At 70.1% G+C, this 17,990-nt stretch carries 22 protein-coding genes and 1 pseudogene; 19 read left to right on the top strand and 4 right to left on the bottom strand.

Features of this window, described 5'->3' with window-relative positions; translation table 11 throughout:
- Positions 1–9: 9 nt before the first annotated feature.
- Positions 10–1,047 (top strand): hypothetical protein, encoded by a 1,038-nt coding sequence (locus H295_RS48585; RefSeq protein WP_324606066.1) that lies wholly within the window; start codon positions 10–12, stop codon positions 1,045–1,047.
- A 64-nt stretch (positions 1,048–1,111) separates the two neighbouring features.
- On the opposite strand, the gene H295_RS0118735 is transcribed toward H295_RS48585, so the two are convergent.
- Positions 1,112–2,815, bottom strand: a complete 1,704-nt coding sequence (locus H295_RS0118735) for a chitinase (protein ID WP_020136871.1) — start codon at positions 2,813–2,815, stop codon at positions 1,112–1,114.
- 255 nt (positions 2,816–3,070) lie between these two features.
- Here H295_RS0118735 and H295_RS0118730 point away from each other — a divergent pair, with 255 nt between their 5' ends.
- The 14 genes from H295_RS0118730 to H295_RS0118665 all read left to right on the top strand — a co-directional run bounded on the left by H295_RS0118730 (position 3,071) and on the right by H295_RS0118665 (position 14,387).
- Positions 3,071–3,967, top strand: a complete 897-nt coding sequence (locus tag H295_RS0118730; protein WP_078616687.1) for a hypothetical protein — start codon at positions 3,071–3,073, stop codon at positions 3,965–3,967.
- A 66-nt stretch (positions 3,968–4,033) separates the two neighbouring features.
- Positions 4,034–4,741 carry a Flp pilus assembly protein CpaB gene (gene cpaB / locus H295_RS0118725; protein WP_020136869.1) on the top strand — a complete coding sequence of 236 codons (708 nt, stop codon included), beginning with the start codon at positions 4,034–4,036 and terminating at the stop codon, positions 4,739–4,741.
- A 9-nt stretch (positions 4,742–4,750) separates the two neighbouring features.
- Positions 4,751–6,001 carry an AAA family ATPase gene (locus H295_RS0118720; protein ID WP_020136868.1) on the top strand — a complete coding sequence of 417 codons (1,251 nt, stop codon included), beginning with the start codon at positions 4,751–4,753 and terminating at the stop codon, positions 5,999–6,001.
- Positions 5,998–6,417, top strand: a complete 420-nt coding sequence (locus tag H295_RS0118715; protein WP_020136867.1) for a TadE/TadG family type IV pilus assembly protein — start codon at positions 5,998–6,000, stop codon at positions 6,415–6,417. Before H295_RS0118720 ends, H295_RS0118715 begins: the two co-directional genes overlap by 4 nt.
- A gap of 10 nt (positions 6,418–6,427) precedes the next feature.
- Positions 6,428–6,787: a TadE family protein gene (locus tag H295_RS0118710; RefSeq protein WP_020136866.1), complete on the top strand. Its 360-nt coding sequence runs from the start codon at positions 6,428–6,430 to the stop codon at positions 6,785–6,787.
- Between the two features lie 13 nt (positions 6,788–6,800).
- Positions 6,801–8,138 carry a CpaF family protein gene (locus tag H295_RS0118705; protein WP_020136865.1) on the top strand — a complete coding sequence of 446 codons (1,338 nt, stop codon included), beginning with the start codon at positions 6,801–6,803 and terminating at the stop codon, positions 8,136–8,138.
- Between the two features lie 19 nt (positions 8,139–8,157).
- Positions 8,158–9,102 (top strand): type II secretion system F family protein, encoded by a 945-nt coding sequence (locus tag H295_RS0118700; protein ID WP_020136864.1) that lies wholly within the window; start codon positions 8,158–8,160, stop codon positions 9,100–9,102.
- Positions 9,103–9,115: 13 nt separating this feature from the next.
- A complete protein-coding gene (locus H295_RS0118695; RefSeq protein WP_028809505.1) occupies positions 9,116–10,003 on the top strand; it encodes a DUF5936 domain-containing protein in 888 nt (295 codons plus the stop codon).
- Between the two features lie 63 nt (positions 10,004–10,066).
- Positions 10,067–11,422: a histidine kinase gene (locus H295_RS0118690; protein WP_078616686.1), complete on the top strand. Its 1,356-nt coding sequence runs from the start codon at positions 10,067–10,069 to the stop codon at positions 11,420–11,422.
- 32 nt (positions 11,423–11,454) lie between these two features.
- On the top strand, positions 11,455–12,276 hold the full coding sequence (locus H295_RS0118685; RefSeq protein WP_020136861.1) for a response regulator: 822 nt from the start codon (positions 11,455–11,457) through the stop codon (positions 12,274–12,276).
- A gap of 112 nt (positions 12,277–12,388) precedes the next feature.
- Positions 12,389–12,550, top strand: a complete 162-nt coding sequence (locus tag H295_RS46745; RefSeq protein WP_020136860.1) for a Flp family type IVb pilin — start codon at positions 12,389–12,391, stop codon at positions 12,548–12,550.
- Complete coding sequence (locus H295_RS0118675; RefSeq protein WP_078616695.1) at positions 12,547–13,158, top strand: pilus assembly protein TadG-related protein; 612 nt, start codon at positions 12,547–12,549, stop codon at positions 13,156–13,158. The genes H295_RS46745 and H295_RS0118675 overlap by 4 nt, the downstream gene beginning before the upstream one ends.
- A 16-nt stretch (positions 13,159–13,174) precedes the next feature.
- The gene (locus tag H295_RS0118670) at positions 13,175–13,756 is read left to right on the top strand and encodes a hypothetical protein (protein ID WP_020136858.1); all 582 of its coding nucleotides are present in this window, start codon (positions 13,175–13,177) and stop codon (positions 13,754–13,756) included.
- Positions 13,757–13,763: 7 nt separating this feature from the next.
- Entirely contained in the window at positions 13,764–14,387 is a 624-nt protein-coding gene (locus H295_RS0118665; protein WP_020136857.1) for an OmpA family protein, read from the top strand.
- Between the two features lie 212 nt (positions 14,388–14,599).
- Here the strand turns inward: H295_RS0118665 and H295_RS0118655 are convergent, their stop codons facing one another.
- On the bottom strand, positions 14,600–14,944 hold the full coding sequence (locus H295_RS0118655; RefSeq protein ID WP_043217626.1) for a DUF4333 domain-containing protein: 345 nt from the start codon (positions 14,942–14,944) through the stop codon (positions 14,600–14,602).
- Positions 14,945–15,136: 192 nt separating this feature from the next.
- On the opposite strand from H295_RS0118655, the gene H295_RS0118650 reads away from it, so the two are divergent.
- A complete protein-coding gene (locus H295_RS0118650) occupies positions 15,137–15,496 on the top strand; it encodes a hypothetical protein (RefSeq protein WP_020136854.1) in 360 nt (119 codons plus the stop codon).
- Positions 15,497–15,509: 13 nt separating this feature from the next.
- Here the strand turns inward: H295_RS0118650 and H295_RS48730 are convergent.
- Positions 15,510–15,692: pseudogene (locus tag H295_RS48730) on the bottom strand (DUF192 domain-containing protein); the annotation flags it as partial.
- A 21-nt stretch (positions 15,693–15,713) separates the two neighbouring features.
- On the opposite strand from H295_RS48730, the gene H295_RS48725 reads away from it, so the two are divergent.
- Positions 15,714–15,884, top strand: a complete 171-nt coding sequence (locus H295_RS48725) for an ADP-ribosyltransferase (RefSeq protein WP_420706230.1) — start codon at positions 15,714–15,716, stop codon at positions 15,882–15,884.
- Positions 15,881–16,921 carry a type VII secretion system-associated protein gene (locus H295_RS0118640; protein ID WP_020136852.1) on the top strand — a complete coding sequence of 347 codons (1,041 nt, stop codon included), beginning with the start codon at positions 15,881–15,883 and terminating at the stop codon, positions 16,919–16,921. The genes H295_RS48725 and H295_RS0118640 overlap by 4 nt, the downstream gene beginning before the upstream one ends.
- A 19-nt stretch (positions 16,922–16,940) precedes the next feature.
- On the opposite strand, the gene H295_RS0118635 is transcribed toward H295_RS0118640, so the two are convergent.
- On the bottom strand, positions 16,941–17,291 hold the full coding sequence (locus tag H295_RS0118635; protein ID WP_020136851.1) for a DUF192 domain-containing protein: 351 nt from the start codon (positions 17,289–17,291) through the stop codon (positions 16,941–16,943).
- 66 nt (positions 17,292–17,357) lie between these two features.
- Between H295_RS0118635 and H295_RS0118630 the strand changes: the two genes are divergently transcribed.
- On the top strand, positions 17,358–17,942 hold the full coding sequence (locus tag H295_RS0118630; protein ID WP_020136850.1) for a dihydrofolate reductase family protein: 585 nt from the start codon (positions 17,358–17,360) through the stop codon (positions 17,940–17,942).
- The last annotated feature ends 48 nt before the right edge of the window (positions 17,943–17,990 follow it).

Here is a 17,990-nt window from a genome sequence, read left to right as displayed (position 1 = left end):
CCGACGCAGATGACCACCCCACCGCCTCCCTCCGGACCGACCCCACCGGCCCGCACCCCGAACGCGGACCCACAGGCCCCTGCCCCGGACACCCCGACCGCCGCCGCTCCGGTATGGCCGTCCGCCGATCCGCAGGTCTCCGCCCAGGTGTGGCCCTCCGCCGATCCGCAGCCGCCCGCTCCGGCCCCGCCGTCCGCCGACTCGCAGACCCACGGTCCGGTCTCGCCGGCGGCCACCGCACCCCCCGCGGCGTCCTCGCCTGAAGCGGACTGGCTCATCGCCCCGCCCGTCGCTGCTCCGGTAGGGCCGCCCACCGATCCGCAGCCCGCGGCTCCGGTGTCGTCAGCGGCCACCGCACACCCCGAGGCGCCCCCTTCGGAAGCGGACTGGTTCATCGCCCCGCCCGCCCCCTCGGCGCAGGCGGCCACCTCGGCGGACAGCGCTTCGCCGACCCACGTCGAGCCGCCGACCGCCTCCCCGCAGGCGCAGATCGAGCCGCCCCCGGGCTCGCACGTCCCGGTCGAACCACCCCCGGCTTCGGCGGCCCCCGTCGAACAGCCCCCCGCGCCGCCGCCCCTTCCCGCGCCCCACCCCGGCTTCGGTCCGCCGGCTCCCGTGACGCCCGGCTTCGGCCCACCGGCGTCGCCCGTGCCGCCCCCTCCGTACGGCCACCCCGCCCCGCCCCCGTACGGCCACCCCGTCGCCCCGCCGTTGTACCCGCACCCCGTGCCTCCGCCGTACCCCCAACAACCCCAACCGCCCTCCGAGGGGCCGGAGTTCATGGCGGTCGACCGGCGCAATTCCATCGTCGTGGACTCCGCCGGTGTCGCCTTCGAGGATCACGGGCGGTCCGCCGAGTTCCCCTGGCACGAGATCCGCAGTGTCCACTACAAGGCCGGCCCCAACGGCAAGACGCTGATGATGGCCGTCATCCACCTCGACGGACGCTTCTACGAGTGCGTCGTGGACGCGAAGGGCCGGGACCTGCTGGGTCAATGGTTCGCCCAACTGGCCCCGGTCCTCGGGTACTACCGCCCGCTGGGGTGACAGGGGAGACGCCACGGAGGCGACGCCGGTCGTGCGCCGCCTCCGCGACCACCCTGATCACCGCCTACGGCAGCCCGTGCACATGCGGTCCCACCGCGTTGGACCACGCGTTCCCCGCCGTCGCGTCCCAGTTCGTCGACCAGGTCATGGCGCCGCGGAGGTCGGGGTAGGTCTTCGCGGGCTTGAAGGAGCCGCACCCCGTGCCCTTCGTCAGGCAGTCCAGCGCGTTGTTCACCACGGTCGGGGAGACATAGCCGCTGCCCGCCCCGCTGGTGGAGGCCGGCAGGCCGAGGCCCACCTGGGACGGGGACAGGCCGCCCTCGAGCTGGATGCAGGCCAGCGCGGTCAGGAAGTCGACCGAGCCCTGGGAGTACACCTTGCCGTCGCAGCCGAGCATCGAACCGCTGTTGTAGTACTGCATGTTGACGACCGTGAGGATGTCCTTCACGTTCAGCGCGGTCTGGAAGTACGCGTTCGACGTCGACTGCATGTCGATCGTCTGCGGCGCCATCGTCAGGACCAGCGACGGCCCCGCCTTCGCCGACAGCGACCGCAACGCCTGTGACATGTAGGTCGCGTTGAGCCCGTTCTCCAGATCGATGTCGACGCCGTCGAAGCCGTACGTCTGCATCAGCGCGTACACCGAGTTCGCGAAGTTCGCCGCCGACGTCGGGTCGCTCACCGACACCGTGCCGTTCTGGCCGCCGACCGAGACGACGACCTTCTTGCCCGCGGCCTGCTTCGCCCTGATGTCCGCCTTGAACTGGTCGACGGTGTACCCGCCGAGCCCGGCCGAGTCCAGGGTGAAGGTCACGGCCCCCGGAGTCGTCGTTGCGTCCGCGAACGCCACCGCGATGATGTCGTACTGCGCCTGCACGGCCGACAGCTTCTGGACCGTCGCCCCGTTGTTGAAGTTCTGCCAGTACCCGGTGACCGCGTGCTTCGGCACCGTGCCCCCGCCGCTGCCGGTGGCCGAGGTCCGGCCCGTCACGGTCGCGGACCTCGCCGACTCGCCCGCCGCGTTGGTCGCGGTGACCTGGAAGCCGTACGACGTCGACGCCGCGAGCCCGGTCACGGTCGCCGAGGTCCCCGTCACCGCCGTGACCCTGGTGCCGTCGCGGTAGACGTTGTACCCGGTCGCCCCCGACACCGTGTTCCAGGCCAGCGAGACCGACGAGGACGACGTACCGGACACCGTCAGGCCGCCCGGCGCCGAGGGGACCGTCGGGGCCGGGTCGCCGCCACCGCCGCCGTCGGGGCCGTAGACCGACACGTCGTCCGCGAGGTACGCGGCCTGGCCGTACCAGCCGTGGGTGTACACCGTCACCGAGGTCGTGGCGGAGCCGGTCGTGAAGGTGGTCGTCAGCTGCTTCCAGGAGGCGGAGTCCGGGGTCCAGGTCGACACGTCCGTGGTGCCGGTGCCGGTCGCGCCGAGATAGGCGTAGCCGCCCTGCACCCACGCGCTCAGCGTGTACGTGGAGTTGGGCTTCACGGCGACCGTCTGGGCGCAGCGCGCGTTGTCCTGTCCGGCCGGTGTCGCCTTCAGCGCGGCCGAGCCGCCGTGCACGGGGGAGGAGACGGTCGTACCGCTGCTCGCGGAACAGGTCCATCCCGACAGGCCGGACTCGAAGCCGGCGTTCTTCGCGTTGTTGATGTCGGCGGCGGAGGCGGGGTGCGCGACTCCCAGGGCGAGGGCCCCCAGGGCGAGCGTCGCGGCGACGGCCGTGGCCGCGTGTGCAGGACGCCGTGTTCTGCTGAGTATGGGCATGACAAGAGAGTTGGTCCAGACCAATCTTCTGTCAAGAAGGGCGACGGCGATGGATGCGCACCGTGCGCTTCTCCGGCTCACGCACGTGGCAAGTGCGCCCCATCTAGGCAGGAATCGCCCGCTTTTGAACCAGAGGACTGGCCAGGAAGTCACAGAATCGCTGTTCTCCGGTCACAGAGCCGTGGTTACAGTGCTCAGGTAGTCACGCAGTGAAGTCGACCGGGTGCGCCGGAGTGATCCGTCGGACCCTCGGGCATGGGATACGGGGAGCTGCGCGTGCCAACTGCCATCGCAGTGACCGGAGCCGACATGGCGCTGCCGGCGCAGGACGAGCGGACCCTGCCCGCCGTCGTGCTCGACGGCCTCGACCGGCAGCCGCTGGACCACTCGCTCGCCGCGCTCCAGACACTGATCGACCAGCACGGCCATGTGATCGTCGTGTACTCCCGCGCCGTGCCCCCGGTGGTCGACCAGCGGCTGCGCACCGTGCGCTCGCTGCTGGAGAGCGACCGGATCGCCCTGTTCCAGCCTGATCTGCCGCCCCTCGCAATCGCCGTCCTGGCCCGCCAGTTGAGACAGCTCGCCTCCTGCGACCTCAGCCCCGGCGTCCTCGCCTCGGCGGGCCGGCTGCTCACCCACTACCTCCACGCGGGTGCCCTGCTCGGCTCGGTGGCGAAGCTCGACCGGGTCCCCGTGGGCCTCAAGTCGCACGCCAAGTCATGGGTCCCGGGCAGCCAGTTCGCCGTCCTCGCCCACCCGCAGCCGCAGCTCGTGCGGATCGCCCCGGACGCCAGGCTCGCCGGACCGGAGTTCGCCACCTCGATGCTGGTCGCCCGCGGCCAGCTCCAGTCCGACTGGGTCTCCGGGGACCTCGCCACGTCCTGGCGGATCCAGGGGCTGCGGGAGGCCCCGCCGCCCGCCGAGTCCGCCGAATGGTGGGGCACCTCCAGGCTGATCGAGTTCTGCACCTTCCTGCCCGACCTGTCCGTCCTTTACCAACTGGTCACCTCGGTACGGCAGAACATCTGCCACTGGTGCGGTATCGACGTCATCGGAGACCGCTGCGTCTTCTGCTCGGCCACCGCACCGGTGGCGCCCGTACCCGAACTGCAACAGCAGCGCGCACACCAGCACCAACTGCCCGCCGGGTGAGCCGTACCGGATCGCCCCCGTCCCCGAGTCCGCTCGACCGAGCCCCCCAACGAGGTTGTACGGTTCATGAACTCCCGTCAGCGCCGCGGCGTGATACTCCTGCTCCTGTCGGTCCTGGGCGCCCTCGCGGCCTTCGCCGGCGTGCTGTCCGTCATCAATGACGTGAAGTCCAAGGTCGGCCCCGAGGTCACGGCGTACGAGGTCAAGGACGACATCAAGCCCTACACCCGGCTCACCGCGGCGCAGTTCGAGAAGACGGAGATGCCCAAGCGCTGGCTGTCGCCCAACGCGGTCACCGATCTGGCGGGCATCAGGGGCAAGATCGCCGTGACGACCCTCAAGGAGGGCTCGCTCCTCCAGAGCGACATGATCGTCGACCAGCCCGCCCTCCAGCCCGGGCAGCAGGAGGTCGCCATCATGATCGACGCGGCGACCGGCGTCGCCGGCAAGATCACGGCCGACTCCCGGGTCAACGTCTACGCCACCTTCGAGGGCCAGAAGGAGGGCGACCCCGACCTGTCCAAGATCATCGTGACGAACGCCCAGGTGCTCGACGTGGGCCAGATCACCGCGCTCCAGCCGGACGCCGACGAGCGCACCCGCGAGGCGACCAAGGCCGTCCCCATCACCTTCGCACTCAGCGCGCTCGACGCCCAGCGCCTCACGTACGCCGAGTCCTTCGCCAAGCGCGTCCGGCTCGCGCTGGTCGCCCCCGGGGAGACCGGCACCATCCCGGAGCAGGACCGCACGTACGAACTCACCAAGGACAAGTGAGAGGCCGCCATGCCCACGAGGATCCTCCCGGCAGTCGGCGACACGGACGCGGTCCGCTCCCTCAGCACCCTGCTCAGCCAACTCCCGGACGCCGAACCGGTCGCCCCCGTCACCGACTCCACCCAGCTCATCGACACCCTCGCGCGCCTGGCGTCCGAGTCGATCGACGAGCTGCCCGAGGTCGTGATCGTCCATGAGCGCATCGGCCCCGTCCCGGCCCTGGAGCTGATCCGCGAGGTCGCCCTGCGCTTCCCGGCCGTCGGCGTCATCCTCGTCACCTCCGACGTCAGCCCCGGCCTCTTCCAGGCCGCCATGGACTACGGCGCCCGCGGCCTCATCGCCCTCCCGCTCGGCTACGAGGAGCTCGCCACCCGGGTGCACGCGGTCGCCCAGTGGTCGGTGGGCGTACGACGGCACCTGGGCGCCGCCACCGACGTGTTCACCGGCGTCGGCGGCACCGTCGTCACCGTCAGCGGCGCCAAGGGCGGCGTCGGCGCCACCACCACCGCGATCCAGCTCGCCCTCGCCGCACAGGCCTCCGGGCGCAGCGCGGCCCTGCTCGACCTGGACCTCCAGACCGGCGACATCGCCTCCTACCTGGACGTGCAGTTCCGGCGTTCGGTCGTCGACCTCGCCGCCATCACCGACATCTCCCCGCGTGTCCTCGCCGACGCCGTCTTCCCGCACGACACCGGCCTCGCCCTGCTGCTCGCCCCCGGCGAGGGCGAACGCGGCGAGGAGGTCACCGAGCGCGCCGCCCGCCAGATCGTCTCCGCCCTGCGCTCCCGCTACGAGGTCGTCATCGTCGACTGCGGGGCGCAGCTCAGCGGGGCCGGCGCGGCGGTCGTCGAGATGGCCGACACGGCCCTGCTGGTCACCACCCCGGACGTGGTCGCCGTACGCGGCGCCAAGCGGGCCGTACGGATGTGGGACCGGCTCCAGGTCCGCAAGGCCGAGGAGACCACCGTCGTCGTCAACCGGCACAGCCGCGGCACCGAGATCCAGCCCGCGCTCATCCAGAAGATCACCGGCACGGGCGTGGCGGCGACCGTGATCCCCGCGAACTTCAAGGAACTCCAGGGCGCGGTGGACGCGGGCCGGGTCCACGAACTCGACGCCAAGGGCACGGTCAAGCAGGCCCTGTGGACGCTCGCCGGCGAACTGGGCCTGGTCAAGGGCACGGAGTCGAACTCCCACCGCAACGGCGGCCGCGACCGCGGCTCCCTGACCTTCCGGCGACGCAAGGAGCTGGGGAGATGAGGGCCCGGGCGCTCCAGCGGTGCCGCCGTAGGGCCCCGGCGCTCCAGCGGTTCCGCCGCGACGAGGGGCAGGTGACGGTCGAGTTCCTCGGGATGACCCCGCTGATCCTGATCACCCTGGTGCTGCTGTGGCAGTTCGTGCTGCTGGGGTACACCTTCACGCTCGCGGGGAATGCTGCGGACGAGGCGGTACGGGCCGCGACGGCGGCGGCGCCGGGGGAGCGGGAGGCCGCGTGCGAACAGGCGGGACTGGACAAGCTGCCCGGCGCCTGGAGCGGCGAGGTGAGCTGCGGCACCGCCGGCGGCTATGTCACCGCCGATGTCCACCTGAGGGTCCCCGTCCTGTTCCCGGGTGCCCTCGCCTTCCCCTTCCAGGTCGACGGGCACGCGGGCGCGGTGGAGGAGGACCGGGACTGAGATGTCTGAGATGTCGTACTCCCGACGGAGCCCGGAGCGCCGCGACCGCGGCCAGGTGGCCATCGAATACCTCGGCTTCATCCCGATCCTGATCCTCGTCGCCATGGCCGTCGTCCAGCTGGGGCTCATCGCGTACACCGCCCAGCAGGCCGGCACCGCCGCCAGAGCCGGTGCGCGGGCCGCCTCGCTGGACCTGAGCGCGCAGGACGGCTGTGTCAACGCGATCAGCGACTGGCTCTCCGTCGACTGCGCCGAGGGCGGCGGCGACGACTCGGTCACCGTCACCGCCACCGTCCAGATCCCGTCCATCGTCCCCGGATGGAGCTTCGATCCCGCCGTCAAGACCGCCACCATGCCGCTCGACCACTGAACGAGGTACCCCCATGAGCCTGCGGTCCCGCATCAACACCCCCGAGGAGAACGGCAGTCGGGGCGAGGACGGTCACCTGGTCGCCTCCTACCGCGCCAAGCTGCTCGAGGAGATCGACCTCGCGGAGATGAGCTCGCTGGCGGCGGCCGAACGCCGGGCCCGTCTGGAGCGGGTGCTCGGGCACATCATCAGCCGTGAGGGCCCGGTCCTGTCGACGGTGGAACGCTCGCAGCTGATCCGGCGGGTGGTCGACGAGGCTCTCGGCCTCGGCATCCTGGAGCCGCTGCTCGAAGACGCCTCCATCACCGAGATCATGGTCAACGGACCGGACTCGATCTTCGTCGAACGCGGCGGCCGGGTCGAGCAGTTGCCGCTCCGCTTCCCCTCCCACGACCAGCTGATGCAGACCATCGAGCGCATCGTCTCGACGGTCAACCGGCGCGTGGACGAGACCAACCCGATGGTCGACGCCCGCCTCCCGTCCGGCGAGCGCGTCAACGTCATCATCCCGCCGCTCTCCCTGACCGGCGCGATCCTCACCATCCGCCGCTTCCCCCGCTCCTACACCCTCCAGGAACTCGCCGGCTTCGGCTCCCTCGACGAGCACATGCTGTACCTGCTCGCCGGCCTGGTGCAGGCCCGCTTCAACGTCATCGTGTCGGGCGCGACCGGCACCGGAAAGACCACCCTGCTGAACGCGCTCTCCGGGCTGATCCCCGAGGGCGACCGGATCATCACCATCGAGGACTCGGCCGAACTCCAGCTCCAGCAACGGCACGTGGTCCGCCTGGAGTCCCGCCCGCCCAACGTGGAGGGCCAGGGCCGCGTCACCATCCGCGACCTGGTCCGCAACTCCCTGCGCATGCGCCCCGACCGGATCGTCGTCGGTGAGGTCCGCGGCGGCGAGTCCCTCGACATGCTCCAGGCGATGTCCACCGGCCACGACGGCTCACTGGCCACCGTGCACGCCAACAGCGCCGAGGACGCGCTGATGCGGCTCAAGACCCTGGCGTCCATGTCGGAGGTGGAGATCCCCTTCGAGGCGCTGCACGACCAGATCAACAGCGCTGTCGACGTGATCATCCAGCTCACCCGGTTCGCCGACGGCGCCCGCCGGATCACCGAGATCGCCCTGCTCGACAGCCACGGCAGCGAGCCGTACCGCCTGGTGACCGTGGCCCGCTTCAACGCCCAGCCGATGGCGGCGGACAGCCGGATCTACGGCCGCTTCGAGTACTTCCCGCTGCCCCGCCGTACCGTCGACCGCCTCTACATGGCGAGTCAGCCCACGCCCCAGGCCTTCGGCGTGGCCGAGTCCGCAAGCCAGTTGGCCATCCGAGAAGCCAGGTAGGACAGGTAGGAACCACCCCATGGACCTCGCGACCCTAGTCGATCTCACCACCGGCATAGCCCTGCTGAGCTGCGTGCTCGCCGTCGTCGGTGTCCACGTCCACGCCAAGGGCCGGGCCCAGCGGGCCGCCCTGGTCGACCGGCTGACCGCGGCCGGGCAGGTGCCGTACACCGGCCGCCGCCGGCACTTCCGCGACCTGGACCGCAGGCTGCGCCGCACCCGGCTCGGCAGACAGCTCGAACTCCGGCTCGCGGCCACGGGGCTGGACGTCACGCCGGGCGAGTTCTTCGCCGCGATGCTCGCCGTGGTGGCGGGCCTGTGGCTGATCGGCCAGGAGACGCTGGCCCCCTTCTTCGGCCCGATCCTCGGCCTCCTCGGCGTAGGGGCTGCGGTGCAGTTCCTCAACTGGCAGCGCCAGAAACGCATCGAGAAGTTCATCAACCAACTCCCCGAATTGGCCCGCATCCTGGCCAACGCCACCCACGCCGGCCTCGCCCTGCGCACCGCCATCGGCATGGCGGCGGAGGAGCTGGAGGCCCCGGCCGGGGAGGAACTGGGCAAGGTCGCCAACGAGTTGGCCCTCGGCGTGTCGATGGAGGACGCGCTGGACGAGATGGCGAAACGGCTCCCGTCCCGGGAACTGGTGGTCCTGGTGACGACCCTGGTCCTGTCCAACCGGGCCGGCGGCCAGGTGGTCAGCGCCCTGCGCAACCTCACCGAGACGCTGGAGGAGCGCAAGGAGACCCGGCGAGAGGTCCGCACCCAGCTCTCCCAGGTGAACATGACGTCGTACGCCGTCCCGGTCCTCGGCATCGGCTCGCTGTTCCTGATGAACGGCGTCCGGGACGGGGCGCTGGACCGCATGACGGGCTCACCGCTGGGCCAGGCCGCGGTGCTCATCGCGTTCGGCCTGTACGCGGTCGGCTTCATCCTCATCCGCCGCCTGTCCCGCGTCGACGTCTGAGGGGGCGGCCGTGATCGCATTCGGACTGGCCCTGCTGATGGCCCTGAGCGTGTGGGGCGTCTTCGCCGGCATCCGCATGTACCGCGCGGAGGCGAAGCTGCCGAGCGACCTGCTGCTGGCGCTGGAGGTGGGTTCGACCCGCACCGGCGCGGTGGACTCCCTGGTCGACCGCATGGGCATGCGGTACGCCCCCGCCGTCCTGCGCCTGATGGGCCCCAAGCAGGTCGCCAAGTACCGCCGCAAGATCGACCTCGCGGGCAACCCCGGCGGTCTGACCATCAACCGCTACGCGGCCCGCAGGGCGGTCTACGGCTTCCTCGGCGGCCTGGGCTTCCTGGTCTTCCTGCTCCGCGGCCAGATCCTGGTCGCCCTGTTGCTCCTCGCCTTCGGGGCGTTCTGGACGGAGGTCGGCATCTGGTCGGCGATCCGGGTCCGCAAGGACGTCATCGAGCGCACCCTGCCCGACTTCCTGGACGTCCTGGCGGTGGTGGTGAGCGCGGGCCTCGGCTTCCGCCAGGCACTGGACCGGGTGGCCTCCAAGTACGAGGGCCCCTGGGCCGACGAACTGCGCATCACGCTCCGCCAGATGGACCTGGGCGTGAGCCGCCGCCAGGCCTTCGCGGAACTCCGCAGGCGCAACGACTCCGAACAGGTCGCGATGTTCGTGACGGCACTCCAGCAGGGCGAGGAGCTGGGCGCGCCCATCGTGGACACGCTGGTCGCCCTGGCCAAGGACATGCGCCGCACCGACGCCCAGAACGCCCGCCGCAAGGCCGCTCGCGCGGTCCCCAAGGCCACGATGATGATCACCACGTTCATGGTCCCGGCCACGATGCTGCTGCTGGCCGCGGGCCTGCTCCTGGGCTCGGGCACGGACTTCGGGTCGATCACGGGGGATTAGGGGAGTGCGGAAGCCGGGGAGAGGCAGAGCGGGGGCGGGAGAGCCGGGGGTGGGGAGGTGACGATGACGGAGGCACGCAGGCCGCACCGGGCCCTGTGGCGCGGGCGCGCGGCCGCAAGCGGCAGGGGCGAAAGCGGCACGGGCCGTGCGGGTGGGACCACACACCACGCGCACCCCCACGCACCCGTACCCGAACCCGCACTCGCCATCCAGGTCAACGCCCTACAGGCCATGTGCCGCCAGGTCTTCGGCTTCCGCCTCGCGATGATCGCGCTGGCCGCCCCCGCCGCCCTCCTGAACGCCGGCCCCGGCCTCGGCGTCCGCCTCGTCGGCGCCGCGGTCGTCGTCACCTTCATGGTCTCGTACGCCCTCTTCAGGGACTGGGAACGCTTCGGCCCCCTCCTCCTGCGCCACCCCACTCTGCTCGCCGCCGACACCCTCTTCGGCAGCCTCCTGCTGATCTCCGCCGGCCCGGACACCACCCTGGCGTACGTCAGTGTCTGCACCCCCCTCCTCGCCGGCATCGCCTACAGCTGGCGCGGCGCCGCGGTCTTCGCCTCCCTCCAGTCCCTGATCCTGCTGCTGGTCCAGACGGCGCTCCCGCACGCGCACCGCACGCCCGCCGACACCCTCCTCCTCCCCGGCTTCTGTGTGATCACCGGCGCGGTCGGCTCCACCCTGCGCAGCCTGCTGCTCCGCTTCGGCACGGCGACCCAGGCCCTCACCGCGGTGCGGGCCCGCCTGGCGGTGACGGAGGCGATCAGCGAGGAACGGGCCCGGCTGGCACGGGAGATGCACGACTCGGTCGCGAAGACCCTGCATGGCGTGGCCCTGGCCGCGGAGGGCCTCGCGAGCTCGGCGGCCGCCCCCGCCCCCGACCCGGCCCTGCTCAGGCAGCAGGCGGACCTCGTGGCCAGGGCGGCCCGCAGAGCGGCGACGGAATCCCGCGAACTCCTCACCGACCTGCGCCGGGACCAGGCCCACGGCATCGACGTACTCGAGGAACTGGCCTCCCGGGCGGCGGACTTCAGCACCCGCACCGGGCTCCCCCTGACCTACCGGCCTCCGGTCGGCCCGCACCCCGAACTCCCGGTCCCGCCCGCCGCGGCCCGTCAGCTCCTCTCCATCACCGAGGAGGCGATGGAGAACGCCCACCGCCACGCCGAGGCCACCCGAGTGGAGGTGAGCGCGGAGGTCGAGGACGGCCTGCTCCGGATCAGCGTCCGGGACGACGGCCGCGGCCTGCCCGCCGGCACGACCCTCGAAGAGCTGCGCAGAACGGGCCACTTCGGCCTGGTCGGCATGGTGGAACGGGCCGCGTCCGCGGGCGCCCGCCTCCACCTGGGCGAAGGCCCGGACGACCGGGGCACCGACGTACTCCTGGAACTCCCCCTGCCCTGCGCGGAGGCGGACCGATGACCCCCCACCCCAGCACGAGAGGAGGCCGCGCCATGCAGAACGACCCCCAGCACGCCGTCACCCCGTTCGCGCTGTTCCCGACGGCCCCGCCGACCCCCGTCGTCCGGATCGTGGTCGCCGACGACAACCCCGTGGTCCGGGCGGGCCTCACCGCCCTCCTCTCGGGCCACGAGGACATCACGGTCGTGGCCGAGGCGGCGGACGGCAGGGAGGCGTACGAGGCCGCGAGCCGGCACCGGCCCGACGTGATCCTCCTGGACGTCAGGATGCCGGGGGTGGACGGCCTCTCGGTGCTGCCGTACCTGGTGCCGATCGCGCCGGTGCTGATGCTGACGTACAGCGGGGAGCCGGAGACCGTCCGCGAGGCGCTGCGCGCGGGAGCCGACGGCTACCTGGTCCACGGCGAGTTCACGACGGACCAGCTCGCCACGGCCGTACGGGACACGGCGCAGGGCGTCACGCATCTGACCCCGACGGCGGCGAGCGCCGTGCTGCAACAACTCCGCGATGCGAATGCACACGTAAAACAGCCCATGCTGCCCCCTTTCTCAGCCACTTCTCCTAAAGTGCTTTCGCAACTGCAACCATCTGTGGGACAGTCTGTGGGACAACCTGTGGGGCAGTCGTCCTCGGACCGGTCGCGTTTCCAACTCAGCGCGAGGGAGGCGGAGATCATGAACCTCATCGCATCCGGCATGACCAACCAGCAGATCGCTTCCGCCTGCTTCATCAGCGAGAAGACCGTCAAGAACCACATCAACCGCATCTTCGCCAAGCTCCACAGCACCAGTCGCGCGGAGGCGGCGGCGAAGTGGCTCGGCACCGCCCCGAGTTCGGGCCGAGGGGTGGGATGACCCGTGCCGAACCGAGGTTGGGCCCGGATTTGGGCCCAGGGGCCCTGCGCCGACGAGGATCAGCGGGTCTACGTTCCGGTTGTCGATGGCGGCGACACCGAAGGGTCACACAATGAACAACCGGTTCAAGCGCGACGAGGGTCAGACCGCGGTGGAGTACCTCGGCATCATCGCGGTGGTGGTGGCGATCGTGCTGGCGATCACGGGGACGGACATCGGCAACACGATCTACACGGCGATCGTCGACAAGGTCAACGAAGTCATCGGTGGCTGACCGGATCTCGTAGCCGCGACGACGCAGGGCAGGCTTTCCCCATCTACATCACAGTGGTGGCGGGCCTGCTCTTTCTCGCGTTCGCCTACCTCGCGGTCGGTCAGGCGGCGGCCAACCGGAACGGCGCCCAGACAGCGGCCGACGCGGCGGCGCTGGCAGCGGCCCTCGACACGCGGGACAGGATCACCGACAAGTGGGTGGAGAACATCCTCGACCCCACCAAGTGGCAGGGCATCTTCGACGGTGTCGGCGTGGACTTCAATGGTTGCGCACGGGCGGACCAACTGGCTGCCCAGAACGACGCCACCCGTCTGGGCTGCGATGCGGTATCGGAGCCGTACCCCGGTTACACGGTCGTCGTCAGGACCAACAAGACTGTCGGTGATTCCATAGTCCCCGGCGTCGAGGGCAAGCGGTCGACCGAATCCGCCACGGCAGTCATCGAACCTCTCTGTGAGTTCAAGCTGCCGGGCGAAGACGCGGATGTGTTGCCGAAACTCGAGTGCGACGGCGGTGTCGAATGGACCCTGAACCCGGACGACTTGACGGACCTACCGGGACCGGAAGATCTCTTCGACGTCCACCTTGCGCGAGGGAACGACGAGTGACGAAGGAAGCGGAGCAATGAGCATTCGGTTCACGGCGAAGGCCCGCAGGGGGATGGCCGCGGTGACGATCGCGGTTGGACTGACCGTCGGCGTGGCCGGTTGCAGTGGTGCAGGTGACGACGGCAAGAAGCCCGAGACATCGGCGTCCGCCTCCCGCACGGGCGGGTCCGACCCCAGTGCGCAGGAGGGGCAGTCGGAGGAGCCGCTGGCAGAACTCAAGGGCTCGAGCGGCCTGTTGCTCCAGATCACCTCTGCGGCTCGTGACGCCGGGGGCTTCGTCACCGTCAACGGCTATCTGAAGAACGACGGGTCCAAGCGCATCACAGTCCCCCCAGCCGTGCGCGGAGACGAGACGGAGATCCTCCGGCACGGCATGTCCCTCGGAGGGGCGACCCTGGTGGACGCCAAGTCGAAGAAGCGTTACTACGTGCTGCGCGACACGGATGGCCGGCCACTGACGACGACAGGCTTCTCTTCACTCCAAGCCGGTGAGTCCCTGGCCGTCTTCATCCAATTCCCGGCACCCCCGACCAGCACCACTGACGTCGACTTCCAACTCCCCACATTCGCCTCGGCCACCATCCAGATCTCCGGGTGAGGCCCCCATGACCACCACCCCCCGCCTCCCCCTCACCGTGACCGCCGCCGCGCTCCTCACGGTCATGTTCCTGCCCGCCGCGCACGCCGACGACGGCGGCCCCAGCGTCCCCCCGGGCACCGAACCCTCCGCCACGGCCCCCGTGGAGGTCGACCCCAACGACCCCGACCTCAAGCTCCCGGAGGGCGCCACCCTCGCCGCACCGAAGGTCCTGGACATCAAGCAGGTCGTCGAGGACCAGAGCGGAGACGAACGCCGCGAGGACACGAACGCGGACGTGAAGTTCGCCCTCCAGGCCGAGGTCCTGTTCGGCAAGGACAGCGCGAAGCTGAACGGCGAGGCGAGAGCCCGGATCTCCGCCATCGCCGCGGAGATCAAGAACCAGCACGCCACCCGGATCAGAGTCTTCGGCTTCACCGACAACCTCGGCAGCTACGCCCACGGCCTGACCCTCTCCCGCCAACGGGCCAACGCCGTACAGGACGTCCTCGACCAGGAACTGAACGACTCGTCCATCACCTACGAGGTCCGCGGCTACTCGGAGGACTACCCGATCGCCTCCAACACCACAGAGGCCGGCCGCAAGAAGAACCGCCGGGTGGAGGTGTCGTTCCCACGGGGACAGAGCTGACGCGGGACGGCCACCGGTCAACCCGACGTGGTGGTGGCGCACCGACGAGTGGATCACGCTCCGTCATCACCGAGATGCAGCCGTAGAGGTTCGCGGATGAGAAAGTGGTCCGTCCGGATCACCTTCCCCGTGCGGCGTCCCGTGGAGTACGGCTGGACCTGGCGCGGAGTCGTCACCGGCCGACTGTGAAGCGGGAGCTCGTTTCCGGCCGATCAACTCGCCGGGGACGCCGTGGCGTCGGCCTCCATGTCGAAGCTGATCTGACTTCCCTTCACAGACGTCACGGAAACAGTCACACCCAAGGTGCTGCCGTCGTCGGCTGTCAGTGTGCACCGCATGGTCGTCCCGACCTTGCCGACGAGGTCTTCTGGGCAGCTGATGTCGGGCTTCGGGCGCCCAGTTGTGGCAGCAAGCTTTTCGGACACCAGGGAAGCCACCTTGTCCGAAGACATCTTCGGCTCGGACTTTCCGACCTCGACCGAGGCCGAGCATCCGGTGAGCAGCACGCCGACCGCTGCAATCGACAGAATCGAACGTCCGGCGGGCAATCTAGTCATGGCGTGGAAAGGTCCCATCGGATGTTCCAGGAAAGCAACGGGCGCAAGGCGTGGCCGATTTGGCCGCATCCAGCTTAAGGGTGTCCCCTAACTGCGGGTCACGGTGTGGAAATCGCGTGGCTGACGAGTTCGAGGTGCCGATATCGTCCGCCTCCTCGACCCGCCGCACCAGCGGCCTACGTTCAGAGAGCGATGCAGATGACCAGCCGGCAAGCAACGACGACCCTGTGGCGCCCCACCGGCCCCAAGGAGCTGGATCTGGTTCGGGAGCTGAACTGGCGTGCCTGGCCGCCCCGGCTGCCCGAGCAGCCGATCTTCTACCCGGTCCTCAACGAGGACTACGCGGTCAGGATCGCGCGGGACTGGAACGTGAAACACGACGGCGCCGGCTTCGTCACTCGTTTTGAGGTCGAGTCGGAGTTCTTGAGCCGGTACCCCGTCCAGCAGGCCGGTGGGCAGACGATCCTCGAGCTCTGGGTTCCGGCCGAGGAGCTGGACGACTTCAACGCCCACATCGTCGGCGAGATCCAGGTGGTCCACGAGTTCCACTGAGGCACCTGTCACGTCATTCCGAGACAACCTCCACCCGCGCCCGCACCCCCACCCGCACCCCCACCCCCCACCCCTCCATCACCCCGGCCCCCGCCTCCACCACATGCCGCGCCCGCAACCGCGGCAGGCCCAACCGTCCCGGCTTCATGGTGCGTACGGCGATGACCCGGAGTCGGCGGTCGAGGTAGGCGATGTCGCCTTCGCCCACAAGGAGGCCATTCTTCATCTGCGGGCGCCCGAGGGGACCCCGGGCCTGTGGGTGGAGAAGCTGAGCCACGCCGATGTCGGCGAGCGTGAACTGCTTCTCGGCCGCGGCAACAAGTACACGATCACCAAGGCAGTCGAGTCCGATGGCCATTGGCACATCTACGGAGAGATCCACCCATGAGTGAGCAGCACGAGTCGGCCGAGCAGTCCGGGGAGCGGCCCTTCTCCCGGCTGGCGGACGACCTGCGGCCGAGCCTGCTCGAGGGCCCGACCAACTATGCGTGGAAGGCGAACGGCCCCGTGTGGTACACGGTGGTGGCCAATACGGAGGGGATTCTCGGGCTCCTCTGGGCGTCGGACGAAGAGGGGGCCGCAGGCTACGTCACGCGCGGGGAGATGCGCCCCGAGTCCACTCTTTCCATCCAGTTCTGGAAGGCCAAGTGGCAGGACGCGTATCAACGGGGGCTCTCGCCCACCGAGGCTCTGGCCGATATGGCGCAGCAGGAGGGCGGTTATCCGCATCCCGGCCGGGTGCTGCCCGGGCCCCTGCAACAGGCCACCGACCTGACGGCTCTCCGGGAGGACATCGTCGGCGACGCCAGGTGGGATCCGAGCCCACGTGATCTGAAGGTTCTGGTGCAGCCCGTGATCCCGCTGCACGGCCCGAAGCTGCTCACCCCTGAAGCGACCGAGGGCATGCGGCGGGCTGCCCGGCGCCAGCGCGGCAGGATGCTGTTCGCCGTCGATCCCGGTCACAGTCCGTACGAGGACGTCCCGCAGCACGGAATGCTGGGCGGCTGGCTCATCGACGCGAACGGGCAGCTCGGCGATTTCCACTTCAACCCCACCTACGAGCCCACCCGCAGGGCGATGGGTTTCTCTCCCCCGGAGAACGAGGTGGAACGCGCCCTGCAGGCTTTCAGGGCGCGCCGCGGCACCCCTGAAGCGCTTCTGCACGCCTTCCGCGGAGCCGACCTGCTGGTGTCGGTCGAAGCCGACGGCAACCAGCTCCGGTTCCGACAGGACCGCGACGGCGAACGCGTCCTGGACGTCTTCACCGGGAACCAGTACCTCCCCAACGACGGCCGAAAGCTGCGCACGATGAACGGCGGGGAGCTCGCCAAGGGGTTGTACGGCTGTTACGTCTACATCAATTACGGCAGTGTCCCGGACCTGCGGATCCCGGCCTCCGATCTCGCCCTCAGCGCCTTCGGCTGAGCCTGACCCGCGCGGCCCCTCACTCCACCACAACCTCCACCCGCACCCCTGTACGAACCCCCCACCCCTCCATCACCCCGGCCCCCGCCTCCACCACATGCCGCGCCCGCAACCGCGGCAGGCCCAACCGCCCCGGCTTCATGGTGCGTACGGCGATGACCCGGAGTCGGCGGTCGAGGTAGGCGACGTCGATGGGGAAGCGCATCCGGAAGGTGTGCACGCTGCTCGCGGGGGAGAGGAGCATCGCTCCCGCCACGCCGTCCCGGCCGAGCAGTCCCTTTGTGCGGGCCCGGTAGGACGTGGCGATCTCCAGCGGGACACGTACCTCGCCGACGACCAGTTCTCCGTGTCCGTCCCGCCAGCGTCCCATGTCGCAGCCACCCCTCTCGGTACCGTGTGGGGCCATCCTCCATCCCAGTTCCGGGGCAGGTGACCGATGCGGAAGATCGTCCTGATGATGTCCGTTTCCCTCGACGGGTATTTCGAGGGCCCCGACCACGACATCAGCTGGCACCTCGTCGACGAAGAACTCCACCAGCACATGAACGACGTCAGCAGGCGGATGGGCGGTGACCTGTGCGGGCGGGTCACCTTCGAGCTCATGGACGGTTACTGGCCCACGGCCGACGCCTCCCCTGACGCCACCCCCGTGGAGGCGGAGTTCGCCCGGATCTGGCGGGATCTGCCGAAGTACGTGTTCTCGCGGACCCTCGAACACGTCGACGACCCGAACGCCACGATCGTCCGGGAGGTCGTGCCCGAGGAGATCAGGAGGCTGAAGGAGCAACCGGGCGGCGATCTGGTCGTCGGCGGGGCCGTGCTCGCGACCGAGTTCCTGCGCCTCGGACTCGTCGACGAGTTCCGTATCTACGTCCATCCCGTCCTCGTCGGGCGGGGCAGGCGCCCCTTCCCGTCCGCCGAGACCCTGACCTCGCTCGACCTGGTGGAGACCCACACCTTCCGCAACGGCGTCGTGCTGCTCCGGTACGAGGTGGCGGCGGGCAGCGGTACCCATCCGTAGGAGCCCGTAAAGAAGTTGTTCCCTGCCCCCGGCGTGGGTAGGAAAGGC

This window comes from Streptomyces sp. 351MFTsu5.1, from assembly GCF_000383655.1.
GTDB lineage: Bacteria > Actinomycetota > Actinomycetes > Streptomycetales > Streptomycetaceae > Streptomyces > Streptomyces griseorubiginosus.
Note: the sequence above shows the minus strand (reverse complement) of the source record. Positions and strands in the feature narration are given on the sequence as shown.